The organism is Lapillicoccus sp., from assembly GCF_046595215.1.
In the GTDB taxonomy this organism is placed as follows: Bacteria; Actinomycetota; Actinomycetes; order Actinomycetales; family Dermatophilaceae; genus Lapillicoccus.
The window spans coordinates 61592-83688 of the sequence record NZ_JBKJPP010000219.1 but is presented as its reverse complement, the minus strand read 5'-3'; the positions used below and the strand labels follow the sequence as shown (position 1 = coordinate 83688).

Here is a 22097-nt window from a genome sequence, read left to right as displayed (position 1 = left end):
GGGTGGTCTCAGACGGTGATGCCCATCCGTCGCGCGCTACGGGCCCGCTGGCGCGAGGCCCGCAGGCGACGCAGGCGCTTGACGAGCATCGGGTCGGCCTCGAGCGCCTCGGAGGTGTCGATGAGGGCGTTGAGGACCTGGTAGTAGCGCGTGGCGCTCATGTCGAACAGCTCCTTGATGGCCTGTTCCTTGGCGCCCGCATACTTCCACCACTGTCGCTCGAACGCGAGGATCTCGCGGTCACGGGAGCCGAGTCCGGCATCCGTCGACACCTCCGGTCCGGCGTGGCGTTCCGCGTTCATCTCGACCCCGTGCTCACTCGACAGCTGGGTGGCCACGCGACCGGCGGCCTGGGCTGCTCCTGCGCTGCCCACCCTACGGGCAAATCACACCGGTGTCATTCGCCGCGCAGGAGTTCGGCTCAGGCCATCGTGTCGAGGATCGCGGCGATGTCGTCTTCCGACGTCAGCGGGTTGACGATGGCGAACCGGGTCACCGTCTCGCCGTCGTGGGACGTCGGCACGACGAACGCGAACTCCTCGGCGAGCAGCCGGTCGGACCAGGCCTGGTAGTCCGCGGGTGCCCACCCGATCCGCCGGAAGACGATGACGGACAGGTCCCGCTCGCGCAGCGCCTCGACGTAGGGCCGCCGCTCGATCTCCGCCTCGGCGAACCGCGCCACCTCGAGAGTGCGCTCGATGGCGTCCGAGTAGGCCCGCGTGCCGTGGACGGCCAGGGAGAACCACAGCGGCAGCCCCCGCGCGCGGCGGGTCAGCCCCACCGAGTAGTCGGTGGGGTTCCACTGCTCCGCCTCGTTCAGGACGTCGAGGTAGGTCGCGTGCTGGGTGTGGGCCGCCCGCGCGAGCGCCGGGTTGCGGTAGAGCAGGGCGCAGCAGTCGTACGGCGCGAAGAGCCACTTGTGCGGGTCGACGATGAAGGAGTCCGCCTGCTCGACCCCGACGAACCGCTCGCGGACCGAGGGCGCGGCCAGCGCGGCCCCGCCGTAGGCGCCGTCGACGTGGAACCAGATGCCGAGCTCACGGCATACGGCAGCCACCGAGGTGAGGTCGTCGATGATCCCGAAGTTCGTCGTCCCGCAGGTGGCCACGACCGCAAAGAAGGTCTCGGGGCCGCACTCCTGCAACGTCTTTCGCAGGTTGTCGCCGTTCAGCCGCCACCGCTCGTCGGCCTCGACGGTGACCAGCTCGGCGTCCATGACGTCGCAGGCGGACTGGATCGACGAGTGCGCGCCGTAGGTCGTGGCGACCCGCCACGGGCGGACGTCGGAGCCCGCCTCCGTGCGCTGCCGCCGGGCGGTATGCCGGGCGGCCACCAGCGCGGACAGGTTGCCGATCGTGCCGCCGTTGACGAAGACGCCGCCCGCCTCCGCGGGCAGGCCGGCGAGGTCGGCGATCCAGCGCAGGGTCTCGTTCTCGGCGTGGACCGCGCCGGCGCCCTCCATCCACGAACCGCCGTAGATCGAGGAGGCGCCGACCACGACGTCGAAGGCCGCCGCCTCCTTCGTCGGGGCGCACGGGATGAAGGAGAGGTAGCGGGGGTGGTCGGTCGAGAGACAGGCCGGGGCGAGCACGTCCGCGTAGACGTCGAGGGCCCGGGTGGCGCCGAGCCCGTCGGCGGTGATCGTCGCGCCGGCAGCCTCGGTCAGCTCCTCCCGGCTGAGGGGCCCGTCGAGGGGCACCGGGTCGAGGCGGAGCCGGTCGGCGGCGTAGGCGAGGATCGAGTCCACGATGGCCGGGGACGTCTGCGGGTCGAAGCGGTGCACGCGCGGAGTCTAGGACGTGGCGGCGCCCTGCCAGACTAGGTGGATGGACACCCTCACCCACTCCGAGTCGATCGTCATCGGCTGCTCGGCGCAGACCCTCTACGACATGGTCGCGGACGTGACCCGGATCGGCGAGTGGAGCCCGGTGTGCCGGACCTGCTGGTGGGACGAGGGCGGCGGGCCCCGGGTCGGAGCCTGGTTCACCGGGCGCAACGAGCTCCCCGAGCGCACCTGGGAGACCCGATCGCAGGTCGTGGTGGCCGACCCGGGCCGGGAGTTCGCCTTCGTCGTCGGGGGGACCTACGTCCGGTGGGGATACACCTTCACCCCGCGGGAGGAGGGGACCGAGCTGACGGAGTCCTGGGAGTTCCTGCCCGGGGGGATCGCCATGTTCGAGGAGAAGTTCGGCGCCGACGCCCCGGCGGAGATCGCCGACCGGACCAGGGCCGCCCACGAGGGGATCCCCGTGACCCTTGCCGCCCTCAAACGCGCCGCCGAGACGACGGGGGCAGGAGGGCCGCGGTGAGCTCTTCCACGGTGTCGGCCACGAGGTCGGGACGGGCCGCGACGACGGAGTCGCGCTCCCCGGCTCCCCAGGTGACACCGATCGCGGCCATCCCGGCGTTGCGCGCGGCCTGCACGTCCACCACCGCGTCACCGACGTAGACCGCCTGGTCCGGCGTCGCCCCCAGCCGCTCGAGGGCGTGCAGGAGCGGCTGCGGGTCGGGCTTGTGCCGGTCGGTGTCCTCCATCGTCACCAGGACGTCGACGACGCCCGCCAGGCCCGCGAGCCGCACCGCCGTCTCGGCCGGCCCCTTGAGCTTGGACGTCGCCACGGCGACCTCGACCCCCGCCTCGGCGAGCGCCGCCATCATGGTCTCCACCCCGGCATACCGGCGGATGAGGCGCCCGGTGTTGGCCTGGTTCCACTCGAGGTAGGTGGCGTAGAGCTGGTCGGCGTGCTCCGGCGAGACGCTCCGGAAGGCCCGCGCGAGGGGCTGTCCGATCCAGCTGCGGATCAGCACCTCGTCCTCCTGCCGGCCGAGCACGGTCTGGAACGCGTGCTGGTAGGAGGCGACGATGAGACCGATCGTGTCGACGAGGGTGCCGTCGAGGTCGAAGACGGCCACGGGCCAGCGAGGGGTTCGGGAGGGCATGGGGAGGACGATATCGGGGGAGCCCGATATCCACCCCTTGACCAGTTTTGGGAAAATCCTTGACTATTCCTTTACCTTTGGTACGGTCAGGTCACGGAGCTCGAGCAGCGGCGTGGGGCCGCAGTTTTCACCGTCTCGGACTCCCTGCGTCAATCCCGTGGGGGAGGCGTCGTGCATCACGACGACGACGGTGACGGTCCGCCACACGGCGGGCCGTCACCGGGGGAATGACCGTCCCCCCGTCCGTTGTTGAGACCACCACAGCAGGCGTGCCCGGGCTCGACCCGTGCCCCCACCACCCACCGTTCCGACCGACCGAGCCCGACGGCCAAGGGGCCTCGGCTCCCCCCGAGTACGGCGCCGCCGCCCGCAACGCCCCCATCACCCCGCGGGCGGCGGCGCTGTAGCACCCGCTGCGGCAGGGCGTCCTGCGGACGGGACCTTCACCGGCCCGCGGCCGCCCGGTATAGGTTGCGAAGATGACCGCACGTGCCCTGGAGAAGCTCGTCCACCCGTCATGGGTCCCGGCACTGACCCCCGTGGCGCAGACGGTCACCGAGCTGGGCGACTTCCTGCGTGAGGAGGTCGCGGCCGGACGGGGCTACCTGCCCGCGGGTGAACTCGTGCTGCGCGCCTTCACCCACCCCTTCGACGCCGTGCGGGTCCTCGTCGTCGGGCAGGACCCCTACCCGACCCCCGGTCACCCCGTCGGCCTCAGCTTCGCCGTGGCCCCGGACGTGCGGCCCGTGCCCCGCAGCCTCCAGAACATCTACACCGAGCTCGGCACCGACCTCGGGCTGGCGACCCCGTCGAACGGCGACCTCGGTCCGTGGGCCGAGCAGGGGGTGATGCTCCTCAACAGGGTGCTGACCGTCCGCCCCGGGGCCGCTGCCAGCCACCAGGGCAAGGGCTGGGAGTCCGTGACCGCACAGGCCATCTCGGCCCTCGTCGAGCGCGGCCGGCCGCTGGTCGCCATCCTCTGGGGGCGTGCGGCCCAGACGCTGGGGCCGATGCTCGGGCAGGTCCCGCACCTCGACAGCGCCCACCCCTCGCCGCTCTCGGCCCACTCCGGCTTCTTCGGCTCCCGCCCGTTCAGCCGCGCCAACGCGCTCCTGCAGGAGCAGGGCGCCCCACCGGTCGACTGGCGCCTGCCATGAGGAGCGCCCGATGACCCTGCGACCCGGACCCCGGGTGTGGACGCGTTACGTCGCCCTCGGTGACTCCTTCACCGAGGGCATGTCGGACCCCGACCCCGACGCCCCCGGACAGTTCGTCGGGTGGGCCGACCGGCTCGCCGAGCACCTCGCCCGGTATGCCGTGGACGCCGGCCAGGAGTTCGGCTACGCGAACCTGTCGGTGCGCGGCCGGCTCCTCGCCGACGTCGTGGGCCCTCAGCTCGACGCCGCCCTCGAGCTCGGGCCCGACCTCGTCAGCATCGTCGGCGGAGGCAACGACATCCTGCGGCCCCGGGCCGACATCGACGCCCTCGTCGGGACCCTCGAGGCGGCCGTCACCGCGGTCCGCGCCACCGGCGCCGACGTGCTCATGGTCACCCCCGTCGACCCGGCCGACGCCCCGGTGGTCAGGGCGACGCGAGGACGCGTCGCGGCATACACCGCCTTCATCTGGGGGATCGCCCAGCGCCACGGCTGCCACGTCGTCGACCAGTGGAGCCTGACCGCGCTGCGCGACTGGCGGATGTGGGCCGACGACCGCATCCACATGACCGCCGAGGGCCACCGCCGGGTCGCGCTCGCGGCGATGTCCTCCCTCGGTCACCAGAGCGACGAGTCGGACTGGCGCACCCCGCTGCCTGTCCTGCCGGCGCCCGCCCGCATGGACGCCGCGACCGCGAACGCGAAGTGGGCCCGGGAGTACCTCGCGCCCTGGGTCCAGCGGCGACTTCGTGGCCAGTCCTCCGGCGATCTCCTGCAGGCCAAGCGACCCGTCATCACCCCCCTCGCACGGAAGGACAGCTGATGGACACCTTCGAGCTCTACGGCATCGACGCGCTCCTCACCGAGGAGGAGCGCGACATCCGCGACACGGTCAGGGACTTCGGCGACAAGGAGCTGCGGCCCCACGTCGCCACCTGGTTCGACGAGGCCAAGCTGCCGGCCCGCGACATCGCCCGCGAGCTGGGCAGGCTGGGACTGCTCGGCATGCACCTCGAGGGGTATGGCTGCGCGGGTACCACCGCGGTCTCCTACGGCCTGGCCTGTCTCGAGATGGAGGCCGTCGACTCGGGCCTGCGCTCGCTGGTCTCCGTCCAGGGCTCGTTGGCCATGTATGCGATCCACGCCTACGGCAGCGACGAGCAGAAGCAGGAGTGGCTCCCGGGGATGGCTGCGGGCGAGAAGATCGGCTGCTTCGGGCTCACCGAGGCCGACTTCGGCTCCAACCCCGGCGGCATGCGCACGAACGCCAAACGGGACGGCGAGGACTGGGTGCTCAACGGCTCCAAGATGTGGATCACCAACGGGTCCATCGCCGACGTCGCCGTCGTGTGGGCCCGCACCGACGACCGGATCCGGGGCTTCGTCGTCCCCACCGACACCAAGGGCTTCTCCGCCAACGAGATCCACCAGAAGCTGTCGCTGCGGGCCAGCGTCACGAGCGAGCTCGTGCTCGAGGACGTGCGCCTGCCGGGGAGCGCCCTGCTGCCGGGCGCCGCCGGGCTCGCAGGCCCGCTGGGGTGCCTCAACGAGGCCCGCTTCGGGATCATCTTCGGCTCGCTCGGGGCCGCGCGCGACAGCCTCCAGGTCGCGGTGGACTACAGCCTGACGCGCGACGTCTTCGACAAGCCGCTCGCGGGCTACCAGCTGACCCAGAAGAAGATCGCCGACATGGCCGTCGAGCTCGGCAACGGCATGCTGCTCGCGCTCCACCTCGGCCGGCTCAAGGACGCCGGCTCGGTCTCACCCGAGCAGGTCAGCCTCGGCAAGCTCAACAACGTACGCAAGAGCCTCGAGATCTGCCGCGAGAGCCGCACGATCCTGGGCGCCAACGGGATCTCGTTGGAATACAGCCCGATCCGGCACGCCGCCAACCTCGAGTCGGTCCTGACCTACGAGGGCACCACCGAGGTCCACACCCTCGTCATCGGCAAGGCCCTGACCGGGGTCAGCGCCTTCGGCTGACCGCTGGCTGAGTATGCCGGTCGGGTGAGTATGCCGGTCGGGTGCGGGAACGGGCCACCGGGCCCCGGCGTTGAGGGGGCGACACCACCTCAGGGACGGAGAGAACACCATGACCTTCATGGACAAGCTCAAGCGCAGGGCCGAGGAGCTCGACCTCCAGGGCAAGGCCGACCAGCTGGCCGACGCCGCGTCCAAGGCCGCCCACCAGGCCAAGGACAAGGCCGCCGAGCTCGCGAACGACAACCGCGCCAAGATCGGGAGCACCCTCGACAAGGCCGGCGCCGCCATCGACAAGCAGACCGACGGCAAGTACGCCGACAAGGTCGCCAAGGCCAAGCAGCAGGTCTCCAAGAGCGTCGACAAGCTGGCCGAGCAGCGCCCGGCCGGCAATGCAGGAACGGTCGCACCGTTCGACGCGCCGTCCGCCGACGCCCCAGCAGCCCCGCGGTTCGACCCCAGGCCGTCCGACGCCCCTCGCGACGCCCCCCGGTTCGACGCGCCGACACCTGACCCGTCCCCTCCAACCCCGCCGACGGACCCGTCGCACTGAGGGCAGACATGGCCGCCGTGGAGCCGGGGCACGTGATCGGGCAGACATGCGGGTACGGCTGGCGGCTCGTCGGTGCCGTCGAGCCGCCATGAAGCCCGGTCGGAGGACCGGGGGGCGCCGTCCGCACGATCCCGTGCACCGCCGTTAGCCAGTTGACCGTGACGTTGGGCGGTGAGCGGCTACGCGTGGATGCTCACTACACACGACGGCCACGATTTATCCGCGATAGAATCACCCATTCGTACTGAGTACGGCATCGAGGTCCCTCACTTTGAGCCTCCAAACTGAACGGTGCCCTTGGTTTTCCCGCCCGCCGACCGCGGAGATCGCCTGGAGATCGGACGCGTCTGCGGCGAGGCAGGGGTGATTGAGGCCGCCGACGAGTACCGCGGTACCACCGTTCAGGTCTGCGGGCTGTGGCCGTGGTTCGTTGGGTCTGGCACGCCCATGATCTGGGTCCCGTTCGGGCGGCACATCACCACCCGGGCGACGTTGTGCTGACACAGCTCAGCTGGTTCCAGCGAGCAAACCTCATCGCCAAGCCCAGCGTGTTCCACTTCGGGAAACCCGGACTCGGGAACGCGACCGCAGTACATCGGATGGCTACCGGACTGGCCGGGTACGGCGTGCTCCCGCTGGTCCTGGGCGACCTGTTGCCCGACGACGTCGACGTGGTGGCGGCCCTCGGCGGCCTGGCCGTCAGCGCCGCAGCGGCCCGCCTCACCGGGACAGCACGAGCGGTCGTGCTGGCCGACGCGCACGGGTGTCGTGCGACGCTTCGGATGGCCACGTGGGTGCCCCCAGCCGTCACCGTTGCTGACGATGGTGACTGCCTGTCCTTACAACCTTTAGCAAGCTTTATCTCCATTGCCAAAAGCGTCCTAAAGGTCAAGGTGCTCATCGTGCACGCGTTGACGAACCCCTACACGCCGAACGCCGGTGCGGAACCGCAGGCCGTGGTCGGCCGCGACGACCAGCTCGACTCCTTCGATCTGCTCCTGGCCCGGATCGAGCGGGGACGCACGGAACAGCCCATGCTCATCACCGGACTGCGCGGCGTGGGCAGACGGTGCTGCTCGGTCAGTTCCGCACCAAGTCCCTGAGTCGGGACTGGGTCGTGGCCGAGCTGGAGGTCAGCAAGCACGACGACAGTGAGTTCCGCCGGGACATCTCGACCAGGCTGCGCTCCGCTCTCCTCGAGCTGTCCCCCAAGGTGCGCTGGACCGACCGATTCCATCATGCGGCGGCCGTCCTGAAGTCGTTCACGATCAGCGCTGACGCGGTCGGCACGTGGACCGCCGGTCTCGACGTCGAGGCGGCCGAAGGGTTCGCTGACCACGCCAACCTGGCCCAGGACCTCACCGACGTCTTCCTCGCCCTCGGAGAAGCCGCGGTCGAGCGCAGACGAGGGGTCGTCCTGCTCTCCGACGAGGTCCAGTTCCTCAGCAAGCCGCAGCTGGAGTCCCTCATCGAAGCCCTGCACAAGATGGTCCAACGCAAGGTGCCGATCATCATGGTCGGCGCCGGACTGCCCCAGATCGCTGAGCTCGCCGGCGACGCCAAGTCCTACGCCGAACGCCTTTTCACGTTTCCCGCCATCACCAACCTCTCCCCCGCCGACGCACAGACGGCCTTGGCCCGGCCGGCAGGAGACGAGGGAGCCAGCTTCACGGATGACGCCCTCGCAGAGGCCGTCACCATCACGGGCGGATATCCCTCCTTCGTCCAAGAAGTCGGGTACGCCGTCTGGAGCGTCGCTGACGGGCCGCTCATCACGAAAGCCGACGTCGAGGCCGCCATCCCCGCCTGCGAGGCCAAGCTCGACGCGTCCTTCTTCCGGGTCCGCCTCGACCGTGCCACCGAGCTGCAACGCCCCTACCTGCGCGCCATGGCCGAGCTGGGCCCCACGGCCCAAAAGGCCGCCCACGTCGCCGACGTGATGGGACGAACCGCGACCAACCTCGGCCCCACCCGCGCCGAGCTCATCAACATGGGTCTGCTCTACACCCCTGAACACGGATACGCCGCGTTCACCGTCCCCTACTTCGACCGGTTCCTGCTGCGCGCCATCCCGACGCTCAACGTCCCACCACTGAGGCTCCGCAACCCCACTGAGGCCGAAGACTGAAGTGGGTGCGGCTCTTCTGGAGGGACGTGATGCGTCGTGGGGAAACGACGGTGTCGAGGTGGCGGATTTGGTGGACGCGTCGTTGTTCTTGGGCGAGGTGCCATGGCCAGTAGGTGTCGAAGTCGCCCGGACGCTCGTGCAGCATGAGCGCGCCAAACAGTTCATGGCGAAAACCTGAGTGCTCTGCCATCCGCAGTCGACCGTTGATGGGTGCCTTCGCATGGACAACGTCGGCTGATGGCCGTTCAACCTCCCGTGCAAGACTTCTCAAAGGGTCCTGCCAAGGAGGGAAAGCCTTGCCTATGTCGTGAAGCCGAGCCGCCTCGACCGCGGTCGCGATCGAGCTGGGGCCAGAGACGGCGCCAAGGCACGCAACATCGCGGCGCTCGTCGCGTCGAGACCTGAGGCCTCGCCGTCCGGCAGCACAAGAGCGACTCGAACGTTCGACCTGGCGTCCAGCCCCAGCACCGGGTCGTATCCGCCCTCAGCCACCACAATGAGCAGGATCTCGCCTGGCCTCGTTCGTACCCGTCCTTTCCCGACCTCGACCCATTGATCGTCCTCGGCGTCGCATCTCCAGACGTGTCGATTCAGCTGCTGTGACAACACCTTGACCTGGCTCGTGGGGACCGGGCAGATGAGCGATCTCCAGCTGATATTCGGCAAGAAGCCCACCAGGGTCAACCCCCAGCCGGTCAACTCAGCCAGTACTCGCTCGTCCATCCAACATGTGGGACCGCGCGGGATACAGTGCGGCCATGCCTGCGCAGCGCCTCATGCCGTCCGACGACGCCCGGGATCTCATCGACCTGACCCGGGAGATCTGCGCGAAGGACCTCGCGACGGTCGTCGACGAGATGGAACGGGCCAGCGAGTTCCCGGGCGCCGTCTTCCGCCTCCTCGGGCGCTCCGGCCTGCTCTCGCTGGCCTACCCCGAGGAGTACGGCGGGGGCGCCCAGCCGTCGGAGGTCTACCTCCAGGTCGTCGAGGAGATCGCCTCGGTCTGGATGTCCGTGGCCGTCGGGGTCAGCGTCCACACCCTGTCCTGCTTTCCGGTGGCCAGCTTCGGCAGTGACGCCCAGCAGAAGCAGCTCCTGCCCGCCATGATCGGCGGCAACCAGCTGGGGGCCTACTGCCTGTCCGAGCCGATGTCGGGGTCCGACGTGGGCTCGATGACGACGCGCGCCACCCGCACGGGCGACGACGACGCGCCCGGCTACTCCCTCAGGGGCACCAAGGCCTGGATCTCCCACGCGGGCCACGCAGACTTCTACACCACCTTCGCGCGCACCTCCGACGACGGCAGCCGGGGCCTGTCCTGCTTCGTTGTCCCGGCCGACAGCGAGGGCATCGTCTTCGGGGCGCCGGAGCGCAAGATGGGCCTCAACAGCGACACGGTGCGACAGGTGATGTTCGAGGGCGTGCACGTCGACGCCGACCGCCGGGTCGGTGACGAGGGCCAGGGCATGGCCATCGCGCTCTCGGCGCTCGACTCCGGACGTCTCGGGATCGCCGCTGCCGCAACGGGACTGGCTCAAGCCGCCCTGGATGCCGCAACGGCATACGCGAAGGATCGCCAGCAGTTCGGCCGCCCCATCGGCGAGTTCCAGGGGCTCGCGTTCCTGCTCGCCGACATGGAGGCCGCGGTGACCAGCTCGCGCGCGACCTACCTCCATGCGGCGCGGTTCAAGGACGCGGGGCGCCCGTTCTCCCGGCAGGCCGCCGTCGCCAAGCTCGTCTGCACGGACGCCGCGATGAAGGTCACGACCGACGCGGTGCAGGTGCTCGGCGGAGCGGGCTACACCCAGGACTTCCCGCTCGAGAGATATATGCGCGAGGCGAAGGTCACCCAGATCTTCGAGGGCACCAACCAGATCCAGCGGCTCGTCATCTCCCGCCAGCTGCTCAAGTCCACCTGATCGAGCAGTGCCACCGAAAGGCCGAAACCCCTTGCAGCTCAACGACAGCACCGTCGCTCTCGTCACCGGTGGGGCCTCCGGTCTCGGCGGTGCCACCTCACGGCGGCTGGTCGCGGACGGCGTCATGGTTGTCATCGTCGACCTGCCATCATCCCCGGGTGCCGACCTCGCCGTCGAGCTCGGCGCCGGAGCGCGCTTCGTCCCCGCCGACGTGCGCGACGAGGGCCAGGTGCAGGGGGCCATCGATGCGGCGCGAGAGCTCGGTGAGCTGCGGATCGTCGTGACCTGCGCCGGGGTCGGCACCCCGGGGCGCGTCGTCGGCCGCAACGGCCCCCACCCGCTGCAGACGTTTCAGACCGTCATCGACATCAACCTCGTCGGCTCGTTCAACGTGCTGCGCCTCGCGGCCGCCGCCATGCTCGGCAACGAGCCGATCGACGCCGACCGCGGGGTCATCGTCATGACAGCGAGCATCGCGGCCTACGACGGACAGGTCGGCCAGGCGGCGTATGCCGCAAGCAAGGGCGGCATCGTCGGCCTCACCCTGGCGGCGGCGCGCGACCTCGCGGACAAGGGCATCCGGGTCATGACGATCGCGCCCGGCACGTTCGAGACCCCCATGCTCGCGGGACTGCCGCCCGAAGCGACCGCTGCCCTCGAGGCGCAGGTGCCGCACCCGTCGCGGCTGGGCAGGCCCGAGGAGTATGCCGCGCTGGTGCGCCACATCGTCGACAACGGCATGCTCAACGGCGAGGTCATCCGGCTCGACGGCGCCCTGCGGATGCCACCGCGCTGACACCAGTACTGACGTCATGGATACGACGGGCGGTCGACGGGTTTCCGGCATTTCGCCCATTCTGGCGCCCGGTGGCTGGCACACTCTGATCGCCCGCTCCGGGCTCGGCCTGGACCATCAACCCGAACCAAGGGGAATCCCGTGTCTCAGATCGACGAGCCGCCGGCGGCAACGCCACCAGCCGACACACCCGCGCCGATGGCCTTCCGACCGCCTCGCCCGCCAGACAACACGTCCCTCGTCCAGTCCGCTCCGGTCGGCTGTGCGATGAAGCGACGGCACCCGGTGGCTGTCTGGCTCCTGCCTCTCATCACCTTCGGGATCTACTCCTTCGTGTGGTGGTACAAGATCAACGCCGAGATGGGCCGCCTCGATCCGCGCCGCCCGGTCAGCGCGGGGACGTCTCTGCTCGCGGTGACGCTCGGCGCATTCATCCTCGTCCCACCGTATGTGAGCATCTACAACACCGGCCAACGGATCGCGGAGCGCCAGCGCGTGGCCGGTCTGGCCGAGACGTGCTCTCCCGTCATCGGGTTCGTCCTCATCTTCGTCTTCGGCCTCTACCCGATCTACTACCAGTCCGAGCTCAACAAGATCAACGAACGCCTCGGCAACGCGCAACAGAACACCCCGATCGCGCTCGCCGCTTGACCTGGCCCCCTGTTCCGCTGGCCCTCCAGCGGTCCGCTGGTCCTGCCCGGCGACCCATGACGCACGGCGCTATGCCCTGCCCACCATGGTGGGCACCGCATAGTGCCCTGCCCACCGTGGTGGGCACCGCATAGCGCGCGAACAGGGACACCACAAAGCTCGAGGTCCGTCCCAGCGCCAGCCCACCACATCGCGGCCCCTTGCGAGGTATTGCGGAGGGCCGGCGCGGCGTCAGCCTCGGAGCATCGCGCGCAGCACCTGAATCGTGTCGGCCTCGCCCGCCGACTTGTCCTCGCGGTAGCGCTTCACCCGGGCGAAGCGCAGCGCCAGCCCGCCGGGATAGCGGCTCGAGCGCTGGACCCCGTCGATGGCGATCTCGACGACCGTCAGGGGCTCCACGAACACCGTGCCGCGGGTGCGCCGCACCTCGATCTGGGTGAATCTCTCGGTCTGCCAACGCAGCAGTGCGTCGGTCAGCCCCTTGAAGGTCTTGCCGACCATGACGAACGCGCCCGGCTCCCCAAACTCCCCGGCCGGGTCCAGCGCCCCCAGATGCAGGTTGGACAGCCACCCGGTGCGCCGGCCGGAGCCCCACTCGCACGCGAGGACCACGAGGTCGTAGGTGTGGACCGGCTTCACCTTCACCCAGCTCTTGCCGCGCCGACCCGCGGCATAGAACGAGTCCACCCCCTTGACGACGATCCCCTCGTGCCCCGCTGTCAGGGACTCGGTCGAAACCCGTTGTGCCACAGCCGGATCATCGGTGAGCTCGCCCGGCACCCGGTGCTCGCCGACGACCCGGGTCAGGACCTCGATGCGCTCGATCAGTGGCCGGTCGATGAGGTCCTGCCCGTCGACGTGCAGCACATCGAAGAACCACGGCTTGAGCAGCACGGTCCGCGGGGCGTCCGCCCCGAACCTCGACATCGTGTCCTGGAACGGTCGGGGCGCCCCGTCCTCGTCCAGCGACAACGTCTCGCCGTCGAGGATGACGTCCCGCACCGGGAACCCCCGCACGACCTCGACGACCTCCGGCACCCGGTGGGTGATGTCGGCCAGGTTGCGGGTGAAGACCCGCACCTCGTCACCGCTGCGATGCACCTGGATCCGTGCGCCGTCGAGCTTGAACTCGACCGAGGCCCGCCCGGTGACAACCAGGGCCGAGGCCGGGTCGGCCGCCGCCGAGGCCAGCATCGGCTGGACCGGCGTGCCGACGACGAGCCCGACCGCCTCGAGATCGTCGACCGTCCCGGTGAGGGCCAGGCGAGCAGTCGCACCGAGGTCGCCTGACAGCATCACTGCCCGTCGCACGATCGCTCCGGGAGCATCCGACGCCGCCGCGACCGCGTCGGCGAGCACCCCCTCGAGCGCCCCGGTGCGCATCTCCCCCAACAGCACCCGGCCGATGAAGTCCTGCTCGCTCACGGTCGCCCGGGACGTGACGGCCCTCAGCTCGGCGGACCGCGCCGCCGCGGAGCCGGCCCCCGACACCCCGAGCAGCCGGTCGAAGAGGGCGTCCACGTCGCCGATCTCGAGGGTCGCGACGTCGGCCGGCTCACCCATGACGTCGGAGACCCCACGCCAACCGACACCGACCCGCCCCTGCCGGGCCCGGCCGACCAGGAAGCCGACCGTCGGCGCGATCTCGTCGGCGTCCAGCCGCCGCAGCAGGGCCGCGAGGATCTCCATCTTGGCCCGCCGTGACGTCGTGGCGGTCACGGCGGCGGCGGCGTCGACGACCTCAGCCATGAGCATGGGCGCCAGTCTGGCACCCGACGGTGACACGATCGGGTGATGCGCGTGACCGAGCTGCAGGTCTATCCCGTCAAGTCGCTCGGCGGAGTCTCCGTCGGCACATCCGTCGTCGAACCGTGGGGCCTGGCCGGGGACCGCCGCTGGGGCCTGGTCGATGAGGCCGGTGACATGGTCACCGCCCGGGAGGCGCACCAGCTCCTCGCGCTGCGGGCCGAGCAGGTCGACGACGGGCAGATCCGGCTCGTCGCTCGCGAAGGCCCGAGCATCCTCGTCGACACCCCGCTGGGTCTGCGTCCGTTGCCGATCAGCCTCTCCCGACAGGATCTCGCGGTCCCCGCGGACGAGGACGTCAACGACTGGCTGACCGGGCAGGTCGGCAGGCGCGTGCGTCTGGTGTGGCAGAAGGACCCCACCGCGAGGACGGTCGCAGAGCCGATGGGCGGTATGCCGGGCGACCACCTCTCCCTCGCCGACGCCGGTCCGGTGCTGCTGACCTCGCAGGCCTCGCTCGAGCAGCTCAACGACTGGATCGAGGAGGACCGCGGTGAGCAGGACGGCGGTGAGCAGGACGCCGGTGAGCAGGACGCCGGTGAGCCGGAGCGTCCCGGGCGGCTCGCGATGCAACGGTTCCGGCCCAACGTCGTCATCGACGGTGGGGCACCCTTCGAGGAGGACGGCTGGCCGACGGTGCGGATCGGCGACGTCGACTTCCGCACGACGATGGTGTGCGACCGGTGCGTCATGACGACGATCGACCCGGTGAGCCTGCTCGGCGGCCCGGAGCCGATCCGCACCCTTGCCCGGCACCGGCGGTGGGAGGGCGCGACGTGGTTCGGCACTCGACTCGTCGCGCTCGGCGTCGGCACCGTCCGGGTCGGCGACGCCGTCTCACCAGGGATCGAGACCTGACCCGGCTACCCATTCCGTGCCCGACAGGGTCATGCTCCGACACCGGGTGCGATGTTGACACAGGTCAGCGCAGGAGCTCCTCAAGGACGGTCGGGGCGTCGCCCGGTCCGCTGAGCGGGGCCCAACGCGCACCACAGGCAAGGGCGAACTCCGCCGCCTCGGCGCAGTCGTCGGCCGGCGCGAGGACGATCAACTCGGGGGTGTGCGACCCGGCCGGGACGGGGTCGACCTCGTCGGTGGCCCGACAGTCCGAGAGCAGCAGGACCAGCCGCCTCGAGGCGCGCGCCGAGGCGAGGGCGTCGTTGGCCGCCCGCAGCGCCCCGGCCAGGCCGGTGACCCCGTGCCCCCGAAGGGCGAGCACGGCGTCGACCTCGGCAGACGGGGACGCGGCACTGTCCAGGGACCTCAGGACGGTCACCTCTCGCGCGAAGGTGATGACGGCGTGCTCCGCAGGCGCGCGCCAGGCGCACGCGGCGGCCGTCAGGGCCGCGGCCGCGAGCCGCGCCCCGCTCATCGAACCCGACGTGTCGACGACCAGCGCGATGGCCAGCTCGGGGCGGGACCAGTCCCGGGCGCTCAGCTCCTCGAGGGCTGGCTGGCGACCCTCGGCCCGGGCCGAGACGACCGCGTCGAGTGAGGAGTCGACGTCGAGGTCACCGCCCTGGTCCGCGCGGACGCGGCGCAGGCGCCCGATCCCGCGCAGGTGCGGTCGGCCCACCCGGGCGCGGTCGAGGACGAGCCGGGCCGCGAGCAGCCGGGCGGCCTCACGCAGGCTCTCGTCGGTGGCGTGGACAAGGTCCGCGAGGAGCGCGAGCGCGGCGTCCGCGTCCTGCGCCAACAGCTGTTGCACCGCGACGGGGTCGAGCTGCCCGACCTCGGGCGAGATCTCTGCGAACCGGGGGTTGCGGGCGAGCTCGGACCGGCCCGTGGTGCGGGACTGCTGTCCCCGGCGCGGTGGAGGAGATGCTCCATGCTGGTGCTGAGGTGGCCCGCCTCCCGGCGGGCTCAGGCTTCCCCCGGCGGGTCGCCCGCGCTCTCCTGGGCTGGCTCGAGGCCGAATACCTGCTCGTAGAGCTCCCGCACGATGCTCTCCGGATCGCGGGGGCACGACTCCATCAGACGGATCCGTCCCGACAGGGCGACGAGGGCGGCATCGAGCCCGGTGTGCCAGTCGGTCGCGGCCGTCGAGCGGAGGGCGCCGAGCGAGACCGACAGCCGGACGACGTCGATCGAGCCCCGCACCGACGAGCCGACCCGGATGTCGGGGTGGGCCCGCGTCCGCCGGACGAGGTCGACGACCTTGTCCCGCCAGAGGGCGGGCACGTCGGGCGCGCGCAGGGCCACGATGCGTCCCTCGGCGTCCGCGTCCTGATAGCCCATGGTGATCCGGCAGGTCCGGTCGTAGACGGCCGAGGAGATGCGGGCGGTGCCCACGGCATCGAAAGGATTCATCGCCGCCACGAGCCGGAACCCGGCTGCGGCGGCGACCTTCCCGAGGCGGGGCACGTGCAGCTCGCCCTCGGACATCACCGTGAGCAGGACGTTGAGCGTCTCCTCCGGCACCCGGTTGAGCTCTTCGACGTAGAGCAGAGCCCCGGCCCGCAGCGCCTCGATCAGCGGACCGTCGACGAACACCTCGGGGCGGTAGCCCTTGCTCAGGACCTGGGCCGGGTCGAAGTGTCCCGTCAGCCGACCCGGCGTCAGCTCGGCGTTGCCCTCGACGAAGATGAACGGCACGTCGTCGGTCGCGGCGAGGGAGCGCAGCAGCGTGCTCTTGCCCGTGCCGGGAGGGCCCTCGAGCAGGACGTGCGCCCCACTGGTCAGGGCAGCACTCAGCAGCTCGACCTCACGGCCGCGCCCGACGACACCGCCCGGCGAGGCCTGCCCCCGGAAGCGCACCGACCCCGGGTCGGGGGCCTCGGGGTCGGTGCGTGGTCCGAGTGGGCTCACGCGTGCTCGTGGATCACGACGCCGCGCACGTTCTTGCCGGCGAGCAGGTCGTCGTATCCCTCCTGCACCTGATCCAGGGTGTAGGTGCGGGTGATGATCTCGTCGAGCTTGAGGTCGCCGCTCTGGTAGAGCCCCAGGATCTTAGGGATGTCGGTGGTTGGGTTGCAGTCGCCGAAGAGGCTGCCTTTCACCGTCTTGCGGAAGAGGGTCATGATCGTGCCGGGCAGCTCGATGGTCTGCTCCATCATCTTGTTCAGCCCGGTGAGCACGACGGTGCCGCCCTTGCCGACGGCATGGAAACCGCTCGCGACGATCTCCGAGGTCATCAGGCCCGGGGTGAGGATCGCCGAGTCGGCCATCTGACCCCGCGTCATGTCCGTGATGGCCGCTTGGGCCTCCTCGGCCGTGGCGAAGGCGTGCGTCGCGCCGAGCTCCATCGCCTTCTCGCGCTTGTTCTCCAGCGGGTCGATGGCCACGACGTTCTTGGCCCCGGCATACCGGGCGCCCTGGACGGCGTTGATGCCGATGCCGCCGATGCCGTAGATCGCGACGGTGTCGCCCGCTCGCACGTTTGCGGTGTTCACCGCGGCCCCCCAGCCGGTCGGCACCCCGCACCCGACGAGCACGGCCTTCTCGAGCGGCAGGTCGTCGTCGACCTTGACGGCGGAGTTCTGGTGGATGACGCCGTACTGGCTGAAGGTGCCGAGCATGCACATGGCTCCGTACTGGCCCCGAGGTCCCGTGAAGGGGAACCGCTCACCGGGCAGGTAGCCCTCCAGGATCGTCGCACCCATGTCACAGATCGACTGCTGGCCGTTCGCGCAGTAGCGGCAGGTGCCGCAGTTGGGGATGAACGAGCAGACGACGTGGTCACCCACCTTGACGCGGGTGACACCGGGCCCGACCTCCTCGATGATGCCGGCGCCCTCGTGACCGAGGACCATGGGCAGCCGGGCCTCGAGGTCCCCGTGGGCGACGTGGATGTCGGAGTGGCACAGCCCGGCGTGGGTGTAGCGGATCAGGACCTCGCCCTCACGGGGGCCGTCGAGGTCGAGCTCCTCGATCTCGATCGGCTTCCCGAACTCGTAGACAACTGCGGCCTTGGTCTTCATCCGTGTTCCTCCATCGCCGTGTAGCTCCTCAGAGCTGGTGTGCGGCCGAATGACGGCGCGCTCGTGTCTCATCGTGGGTCGCGGGGCGAGGACCGGGGTGTCCAAGTTCTGTACAGTCCGACGAGGACACCCCGTCACTCCTGCACGTCACCCCGGCCGCGCCCGGTCGGAGTCGGTCGACGGGTTGCCATCGTCGCCGCCAACGGAGTCGCCGTGACCGAAGAGATCTACGACAGCACGTCAGCCCCGAGGGCCGAGATCGCCTTGTCGTGGCGTCGCGCCGAGCTGTCCGGCCTCCACCCCGGCTCGTCCCTGGACGGCCTCGGCCAGGTCGACGTCGACCGCCGGAGCCGGCTCCTCGTCGCGGCCGCGCCCGTCCTCAACGACGTGGCCCATCAGCTGGCCGGCTCGAGGATCTGCGTTCTCCTCGCCGACTCCGAGGCGCGGATCGTCGACCGCCGGGTGGGCGACCCCCGTCTCGTCACTCTCCTCGACCGGATCAGCGCGGTCCCCGGGACCGTCTACGACGAGGCCTCGACGGGCACCAACTGCATCGCCACGCCCCTCGAGGTGCGGCGCGGGTTCAGGGTCCGGGGGTCCGAGCACTTCCTGGAGTCGCTCAAGGGCTTCAGCTGCTACGGCCACCCGATCGTCCACCCCGTGACCCGTCGGCTTGCCGGCGTCATCGACATCACGAGCGCGGCGGCCGACGCGAGCGACCTGTTCACCCCGTTCCTCGTCAGCGCGGCCCGCGAGATCGAGGAACGGCTCCTGCTCGGGTCGCGAGCCGCTCAGCAGCAGCTCCTGGCGACCTACCAGGTGGCGTCGACCCGGACGTCCGGCCCGGTCGTCGTCGTCGGTGAGGGCGTCACCCTCGCGAACCAGCCGGCCCTCGACCAGCTCGGGCCACACGACTTCGTCGTCCTCCGTGCGCTGGCCGACGAGCTCGGTCCCAGTCAGCACCGCTCGACCCGGATCACCCTGGCCTCCGGAGCAGGAGCCGAGGTGGACCTCGAGGCCATCGACCGCTCCCAGGGCGCGCTCGTCAGGCTGCGGCCGGTCGACCAGCAGGGCCGCTCCGTCGCCACCTCCAGCCGCCGACCCACCGGCGGCACCACGCTGACGCTCGTCACGGGCGAGGCCGGGACAGGACGCACGACGACGGCGGCCGAGCTGTGCGGCCCGGGCCAGGTCGTCGTCGACGCGCTGACGGTCATGGAGGTCGGGGAGGCGTCGTGGTGCACCCACCTCGAGGCCCTCGTGGGGGGCAGCCGCGCCGTGCGCATCGAGAACCTCCATCTCCTCCCGCCGGCCTCCGCGAACCGGGTGCGCCACCTCCTGCTCGCCCGGACGGCTTCCGGGCAGGTCGTCGCCACCTCGGTGCCCCTCGCCTCGATGGCCTCACTCGATGGCGAGCTGACCGCGCTCGCGTCGGTGTTCCTGGGCAAGGTCGACCTCGTCGCCCTGAGGCACCGCCGCGCCGAGATCCCCGCCCTCGCCGCGTCGATGGTCGAGGCGGCCCGCCCCGGGGCCCGGCTGACCCTCACCCCCCAGCTCGTCGACGTCCTCGTCAACCAGCCGTGGCCGGGCAACCTGCACGAGCTCGAGGCGGTCGCACGCCACCTTGTCCTGGGGCGGCACGGCAGGCGGCTGAACGCGAGTGACCTCCCCACGGCCTACCAGCGCTCGACCTCGTCGCGAGCGCGCACGCCGCTGCAGCAGTCCGAGTACGACACGATCGTCGCGGCCCTGCGGGCCTGCGGCGGCAACAAGGTGCGCACCGCGAAACACCTCGGCATCGCCCGCGCCACGCTCTACAGCCGGATCCGCCAGTTCCGCATCCCCGACTGAGCAGGCCCTGCACCCGGATTGCGGGCCGGCCGGAGGGCTGAGGGGGAGCACACCGAGACCCGGCCACCTCATACGTGGCCGGGTCTCACTGGTGTTGCGGTGGCGCCGTCCGGTGGTGCCAAGGCTGTTCTACGCCCACGGTGGGCCGCCGCAGCTGACCGACACGCAACCGCCCGCCCCGGATGCCCCGGTCAACCTCGCGTCGGCACAGGTCGTGCGCCGTATCGACGCACGCACGACGGCGCGATGGTCGCGGCGCTCGGTGCCCCCGGGACAGGCTCCGGGGCCGCGAGTTCTCCCTGATGGTGGGCTGGTTGCGGGGCCCTGGGGCCTGGGGCCGATCCTGTCCTTCGCTCAGTGGAGGAGGCTCATCCTGACACCCGGACCCTCCCCGGGCGCGACCACCTGCGAACGGGTCCTCCTGGCCTATCCTGACCGAGCCGTCCCACCCGCGCGGCGACGCCGAACCCGGGAGCTCACGATGACGGTCACCCTCGTCACCGGCGGCGCCCGCAGCGGCAAGAGCCGGCACGCAGAGCAGCTGGTTGGCGCAACGCCGTCGGTGACCTACGTCGCGACGGGCCAGCCCGACGACGGGTCGGACCCGGAGTGGTCCACGCGGGTGGCCCAGCACCGGGCGCGGCGGCCGGCCACGTGGAGCAGTGTCGAGACCCTCGACCTGGTCGGCGTCCTCGTCACGGGGAGCCAACCCGTCATCATCGACTGCCTGGGCACCTGGCTGACCGGTCTCGTCGACCGCGCCGGCGCGTGGGACGAGCTCGACCGGGCCGGCGCGGTCGTGGGCGAGCAGACCGGCGCCCTCTGCCGGGCGCTCCACGCGGCACGGGTCGACGTCGTCCTCGTGACCAACGAGGTGGGGATGGCCCTCGTGCCCCAGACACCGTCCGGGAGGTTCTTCCAGGACCAGCTCGGCACCCTCAACGCTGCCGTGGCTGCGGTCGCCGATCACGTCCACCTCGTCGTCGCGGGCCGGGTCCTCGACCTCAGCAACGCGCCGGTGGTGCCATGACAGACGCCCTCCGGCTGGCGTTCGGCACCCTGACCGCCCTGCCGACAACGCCTCCGGGACGGGTGGACCCGGGCGTCGCCCGCCTCGCGATGGTTCTCGCGCCGTTGGCGGTCCTGCCGCTGGCGCTGGTCTGGACCCTCGGCCACCTCGTGGTCCGGATCAGCTCTGTCCCACCGTTGCTCGTCGGTGTGATCCTCGTCGGCTGCACGGCGCTCTACTCCCGTGGCCTGCACCTCGACGGGCTCGCCGACACGGCGGACGGGCTGTCGGCCGGCTACGACCGCGAGCGTGCCCTGGCCGTGATGAAGACGGGTGACGTCGGACCGAGCGGGGCCGGCGCGATCGTCCTCGCGGTTCTCGTCCAGTCCGTGGCCCTCGGGGCGCTCCTCACCTCGGGCGCCGGGACTGCGCTTGCGGTCGTCGCCCTGGTGTCGAGCCGCCACGTGTTGGCGTGGGGCTGCTCGTCACGGGTCCCCACGGCCCGGGCGACCGGGCTGGGGGTGACCGTCGGCGGGACGGTGTCGACCCGGCTCGCCGCTGCGGTCAGCGGGGCCGCGCTCCTCGTGGCGACAGTGCTCGGCCAGCGATTCGGGGAGCCCTGGTATGCCGGGGCCGCCACGGTGGTCGGAGCTCTCGTCGCCACGGCATACGTGCTGAGGACGGCGATCCGGCGGATCGGGGGCATGACCGGCGACGTCCTGGGGGCCTGTGTCGAGCTCTCTCTCGCCGCATCGCTGGTCACGGCGACGGCGCTCCTGTCGTGACCGTCCACGCGCCGCCATCACGAGGCGGGCCGGTGGCGCACCACGTGGGGTGTCCCCGGCCGACCGCAGTGGGGTCAGAGCAGGTGGACCTTGGAGCTGCGGATGTCGACGTCGACGGTGATGTCGCCGAACCTGACATCCATCCGGTCGCCGTTCAGACGGACCACGCGGCCGAGGCCGTGTCGGTCGTGGATGACCCGGCTCTCCAGCTCGAACGTGTCGTAGACGGGTTGCGGCTGGTCGCGGAAGGGGCTGGTCGACAGACGCGATCTGCGGGCTGTGGAACGAGAGGGCATGACCCCAGTGTCCTCCTCTTTGGAGACGTTGCACACTGGCCACGACGGGAATACCCCTGTTCATCCGCCAAAGAGACGTCTGTTTGAGCGTGACGGGGGCCCGGACGGCCCGAGAAACTGCTCCGAACGGGTCGCCCTGGGGGCGGTCTGGACACGGTGGCGAAGGCGCCGCTCGCGGACCGCTAGACTTGGTCCAGCGGTCCGCTCCGTTCTGCCTCGGACCCGCTTCTCGATGCGATGCTCATGCGCCGCGACCCATGCTGGCTCGCGCCGGGCGGAACGCCCATCCCACTTCTTTGGAGTACC

22 protein-coding genes are annotated in these 22097 nt (G+C 70.9%); 14 read left to right on the top strand and 8 right to left on the bottom strand.

Going from position 1 to position 22097, the window contains the following annotated elements; genetic code table 11:
• Positions 1 to 8: 8 nt before the first annotated feature.
• Both ACLL9L_RS19270 and ACLL9L_RS19265 read right to left on the bottom strand, forming a co-directional pair.
• Positions 9 to 302, bottom strand: a complete 294-nt coding sequence (locus ACLL9L_RS19270; protein WP_411286290.1) for a DUF3263 domain-containing protein — start codon at positions 300 to 302, stop codon at positions 9 to 11.
• A gap of 119 nt (positions 303 to 421) precedes the next feature.
• Positions 422 to 1783 (bottom strand): pyridoxal phosphate-dependent decarboxylase family protein, encoded by a 1362-nt coding sequence (locus ACLL9L_RS19265; RefSeq protein WP_411286269.1) that lies wholly within the window; start codon positions 1781 to 1783, stop codon positions 422 to 424.
• A gap of 43 nt (positions 1784 to 1826) precedes the next feature.
• Between ACLL9L_RS19265 and ACLL9L_RS19260 the strand changes: the two genes are divergently transcribed.
• Positions 1827 to 2309, top strand: a complete 483-nt coding sequence (locus tag ACLL9L_RS19260) for an SRPBCC family protein (RefSeq protein WP_411286268.1) — start codon at positions 1827 to 1829, stop codon at positions 2307 to 2309.
• Here the strand turns inward: ACLL9L_RS19260 and ACLL9L_RS19255 are convergent.
• Positions 2266 to 2940, bottom strand: a complete 675-nt coding sequence (locus ACLL9L_RS19255; RefSeq protein ID WP_411286267.1) for an HAD family hydrolase — start codon at positions 2938 to 2940, stop codon at positions 2266 to 2268. The genes ACLL9L_RS19260 and ACLL9L_RS19255 overlap by 44 nt on opposite strands.
• A 479-nt stretch (positions 2941 to 3419) precedes the next feature.
• Between ACLL9L_RS19255 and ACLL9L_RS19250 the strand changes: the two genes are divergently transcribed.
• The 9 genes from ACLL9L_RS19250 to ACLL9L_RS19210 all read left to right on the top strand — a co-directional run bounded on the left by ACLL9L_RS19250 (position 3420) and on the right by ACLL9L_RS19210 (position 12124).
• On the top strand, positions 3420 to 4097 hold the full coding sequence (locus ACLL9L_RS19250) for a uracil-DNA glycosylase (RefSeq protein ID WP_411286266.1): 678 nt from the start codon (positions 3420 to 3422) through the stop codon (positions 4095 to 4097).
• Positions 4098 to 4107: 10 nt separating this feature from the next.
• Positions 4108 to 4920 (top strand): SGNH/GDSL hydrolase family protein, encoded by an 813-nt coding sequence (locus ACLL9L_RS19245; RefSeq protein WP_411286265.1) that lies wholly within the window; start codon positions 4108 to 4110, stop codon positions 4918 to 4920.
• Positions 4920 to 6080, top strand: coding sequence for an acyl-CoA dehydrogenase family protein (locus tag ACLL9L_RS19240; protein ID WP_411286264.1), 1161 nt, complete (start codon positions 4920 to 4922; stop codon positions 6078 to 6080). Before ACLL9L_RS19245 ends, ACLL9L_RS19240 begins: the two co-directional genes overlap by 1 nt.
• 109 nt (positions 6081 to 6189) lie before the next feature.
• Positions 6190 to 6630 (top strand): antitoxin, encoded by a 441-nt coding sequence (locus tag ACLL9L_RS19235; protein ID WP_411286263.1) that lies wholly within the window; start codon positions 6190 to 6192, stop codon positions 6628 to 6630.
• Positions 6631 to 7229: 599 nt separating this feature from the next.
• Entirely contained in the window at positions 7230 to 7733 is a 504-nt protein-coding gene (locus tag ACLL9L_RS19230) for a hypothetical protein (protein WP_411286262.1), read from the top strand.
• A complete protein-coding gene (locus ACLL9L_RS19225) occupies positions 7700 to 8758 on the top strand; it encodes an ATP-binding protein (RefSeq protein WP_411286261.1) in 1059 nt (352 codons plus the stop codon). Before ACLL9L_RS19230 ends, ACLL9L_RS19225 begins: the two co-directional genes overlap by 34 nt.
• 758 nt (positions 8759 to 9516) lie before the next feature.
• On the top strand, positions 9517 to 10677 hold the full coding sequence (locus ACLL9L_RS19220; protein ID WP_411286260.1) for an acyl-CoA dehydrogenase family protein: 1161 nt from the start codon (positions 9517 to 9519) through the stop codon (positions 10675 to 10677).
• 31 nt (positions 10678 to 10708) lie between these two features.
• A complete protein-coding gene (locus tag ACLL9L_RS19215; RefSeq protein WP_411286259.1) occupies positions 10709 to 11473 on the top strand; it encodes an SDR family NAD(P)-dependent oxidoreductase in 765 nt (254 codons plus the stop codon).
• A gap of 285 nt (positions 11474 to 11758) precedes the next feature.
• Complete coding sequence (locus tag ACLL9L_RS19210) at positions 11759 to 12124, top strand: DUF4234 domain-containing protein (protein ID WP_411286258.1); 366 nt, start codon at positions 11759 to 11761, stop codon at positions 12122 to 12124.
• A gap of 231 nt (positions 12125 to 12355) precedes the next feature.
• Here ACLL9L_RS19210 and ACLL9L_RS19205 read toward each other — a convergent pair whose 3' ends face one another.
• Entirely contained in the window at positions 12356 to 13879 is a 1524-nt protein-coding gene (locus tag ACLL9L_RS19205) for an ATP-dependent DNA ligase (RefSeq protein WP_411286257.1), read from the bottom strand.
• Between the two features lie 39 nt (positions 13880 to 13918).
• Here ACLL9L_RS19205 and ACLL9L_RS19200 point away from each other — a divergent pair, with 39 nt between their 5' ends.
• On the top strand, positions 13919 to 14788 hold the full coding sequence (locus ACLL9L_RS19200; protein WP_411286256.1) for an MOSC domain-containing protein: 870 nt from the start codon (positions 13919 to 13921) through the stop codon (positions 14786 to 14788).
• Positions 14789 to 14852: 64 nt separating this feature from the next.
• Here the strand turns inward: ACLL9L_RS19200 and ACLL9L_RS19195 are convergent, their stop codons facing one another.
• The 3 genes from ACLL9L_RS19195 to ACLL9L_RS19185 form a co-directional block, all read right to left on the bottom strand.
• Positions 14853 to 15638 (bottom strand): vWA domain-containing protein, encoded by a 786-nt coding sequence (locus ACLL9L_RS19195; RefSeq protein WP_411286255.1) that lies wholly within the window; start codon positions 15636 to 15638, stop codon positions 14853 to 14855.
• 155 nt (positions 15639 to 15793) lie between these two features.
• Positions 15794 to 16738, bottom strand: a complete 945-nt coding sequence (locus ACLL9L_RS19190) for an AAA family ATPase (RefSeq protein ID WP_411286254.1) — start codon at positions 16736 to 16738, stop codon at positions 15794 to 15796.
• Complete coding sequence (locus tag ACLL9L_RS19185; protein ID WP_411286253.1) at positions 16735 to 17850, bottom strand: NDMA-dependent alcohol dehydrogenase; 1116 nt, start codon at positions 17848 to 17850, stop codon at positions 16735 to 16737. Before ACLL9L_RS19185 ends, ACLL9L_RS19190 begins: the two co-directional genes overlap by 4 nt.
• Before the next feature lie 213 nt (positions 17851 to 18063).
• On the opposite strand from ACLL9L_RS19185, the gene ACLL9L_RS19180 reads away from it, so the two are divergent.
• The 3 genes from ACLL9L_RS19180 (at position 18064) to ACLL9L_RS19170 (ending at position 21495) form a co-directional block, all read left to right on the top strand.
• Positions 18064 to 19701, top strand: a complete 1638-nt coding sequence (locus tag ACLL9L_RS19180) for a sigma-54-dependent Fis family transcriptional regulator (protein WP_411286252.1) — start codon at positions 18064 to 18066, stop codon at positions 19699 to 19701.
• Positions 19702 to 20182: 481 nt separating this feature from the next.
• Positions 20183 to 20731, top strand: a complete 549-nt coding sequence (gene cobU, locus ACLL9L_RS19175) for a bifunctional adenosylcobinamide kinase/adenosylcobinamide-phosphate guanylyltransferase (RefSeq protein WP_411286251.1) — start codon at positions 20183 to 20185, stop codon at positions 20729 to 20731.
• Complete coding sequence (locus tag ACLL9L_RS19170) at positions 20728 to 21495, top strand: adenosylcobinamide-GDP ribazoletransferase (RefSeq protein ID WP_411286250.1); 768 nt, start codon at positions 20728 to 20730, stop codon at positions 21493 to 21495. Before cobU ends, ACLL9L_RS19170 begins: the two co-directional genes overlap by 4 nt.
• Positions 21496 to 21569: 74 nt before the next feature.
• Here the strand turns inward: ACLL9L_RS19170 and ACLL9L_RS19165 are convergent, their stop codons facing one another.
• Entirely contained in the window at positions 21570 to 21791 is a 222-nt protein-coding gene (locus tag ACLL9L_RS19165) for a hypothetical protein (protein ID WP_411286249.1), read from the bottom strand.
• Between the last annotated feature and the right edge of the window lie 306 nt (positions 21792 to 22097).

Bases quoted from the DNA above. Each gene is read 5' to 3' on its own strand.
- ACLL9L_RS19270 (WP_411286290.1), bottom strand. From the start codon at position 302: ATGAACGCGGAACGCCACGCCGGACCGGAGGTGTCGACGGATGCCGGA.
- ACLL9L_RS19260 (WP_411286268.1), top strand. From the start codon at position 1,827: ATGGACACCCTCACCCACTCCGAGTCGATCGTCATCGGCTGCTCGGCG.
- ACLL9L_RS19255 (WP_411286267.1), bottom strand. From the start codon at position 2,940: ATGCCCTCCCGAACCCCTCGCTGGCCCGTGGCCGTCTTCGACCTCGAC.
- ACLL9L_RS19250 (WP_411286266.1), top strand. From the start codon at position 3,420: ATGACCGCACGTGCCCTGGAGAAGCTCGTCCACCCGTCATGGGTCCCG.
- ACLL9L_RS19245 (WP_411286265.1), top strand. From the start codon at position 4,108: ATGACCCTGCGACCCGGACCCCGGGTGTGGACGCGTTACGTCGCCCTC.
- ACLL9L_RS19240 (WP_411286264.1), top strand. From the start codon at position 4,920: ATGGACACCTTCGAGCTCTACGGCATCGACGCGCTCCTCACCGAGGAG.
- ACLL9L_RS19235 (WP_411286263.1), top strand. From the start codon at position 6,190: ATGACCTTCATGGACAAGCTCAAGCGCAGGGCCGAGGAGCTCGACCTC.
- ACLL9L_RS19230 (WP_411286262.1), top strand. From the start codon at position 7,230: ATGGCTACCGGACTGGCCGGGTACGGCGTGCTCCCGCTGGTCCTGGGC.
- ACLL9L_RS19220 (WP_411286260.1), top strand. From the start codon at position 9,517: ATGCCTGCGCAGCGCCTCATGCCGTCCGACGACGCCCGGGATCTCATC.
- ACLL9L_RS19205 (WP_411286257.1), bottom strand. From the start codon at position 13,879: ATGCTCATGGCTGAGGTCGTCGACGCCGCCGCCGCCGTGACCGCCACG.
- ACLL9L_RS19200 (WP_411286256.1), top strand. From the start codon at position 13,919: ATGCGCGTGACCGAGCTGCAGGTCTATCCCGTCAAGTCGCTCGGCGGA.
- ACLL9L_RS19185 (WP_411286253.1), bottom strand. From the start codon at position 17,850: ATGAAGACCAAGGCCGCAGTTGTCTACGAGTTCGGGAAGCCGATCGAG.
- cobU (WP_411286251.1), top strand. From the start codon at position 20,183: ATGACGGTCACCCTCGTCACCGGCGGCGCCCGCAGCGGCAAGAGCCGG.
- ACLL9L_RS19170 (WP_411286250.1), top strand. From the start codon at position 20,728: ATGACAGACGCCCTCCGGCTGGCGTTCGGCACCCTGACCGCCCTGCCG.
- ACLL9L_RS19165 (WP_411286249.1), bottom strand. From the start codon at position 21,791: ATGCCCTCTCGTTCCACAGCCCGCAGATCGCGTCTGTCGACCAGCCCC.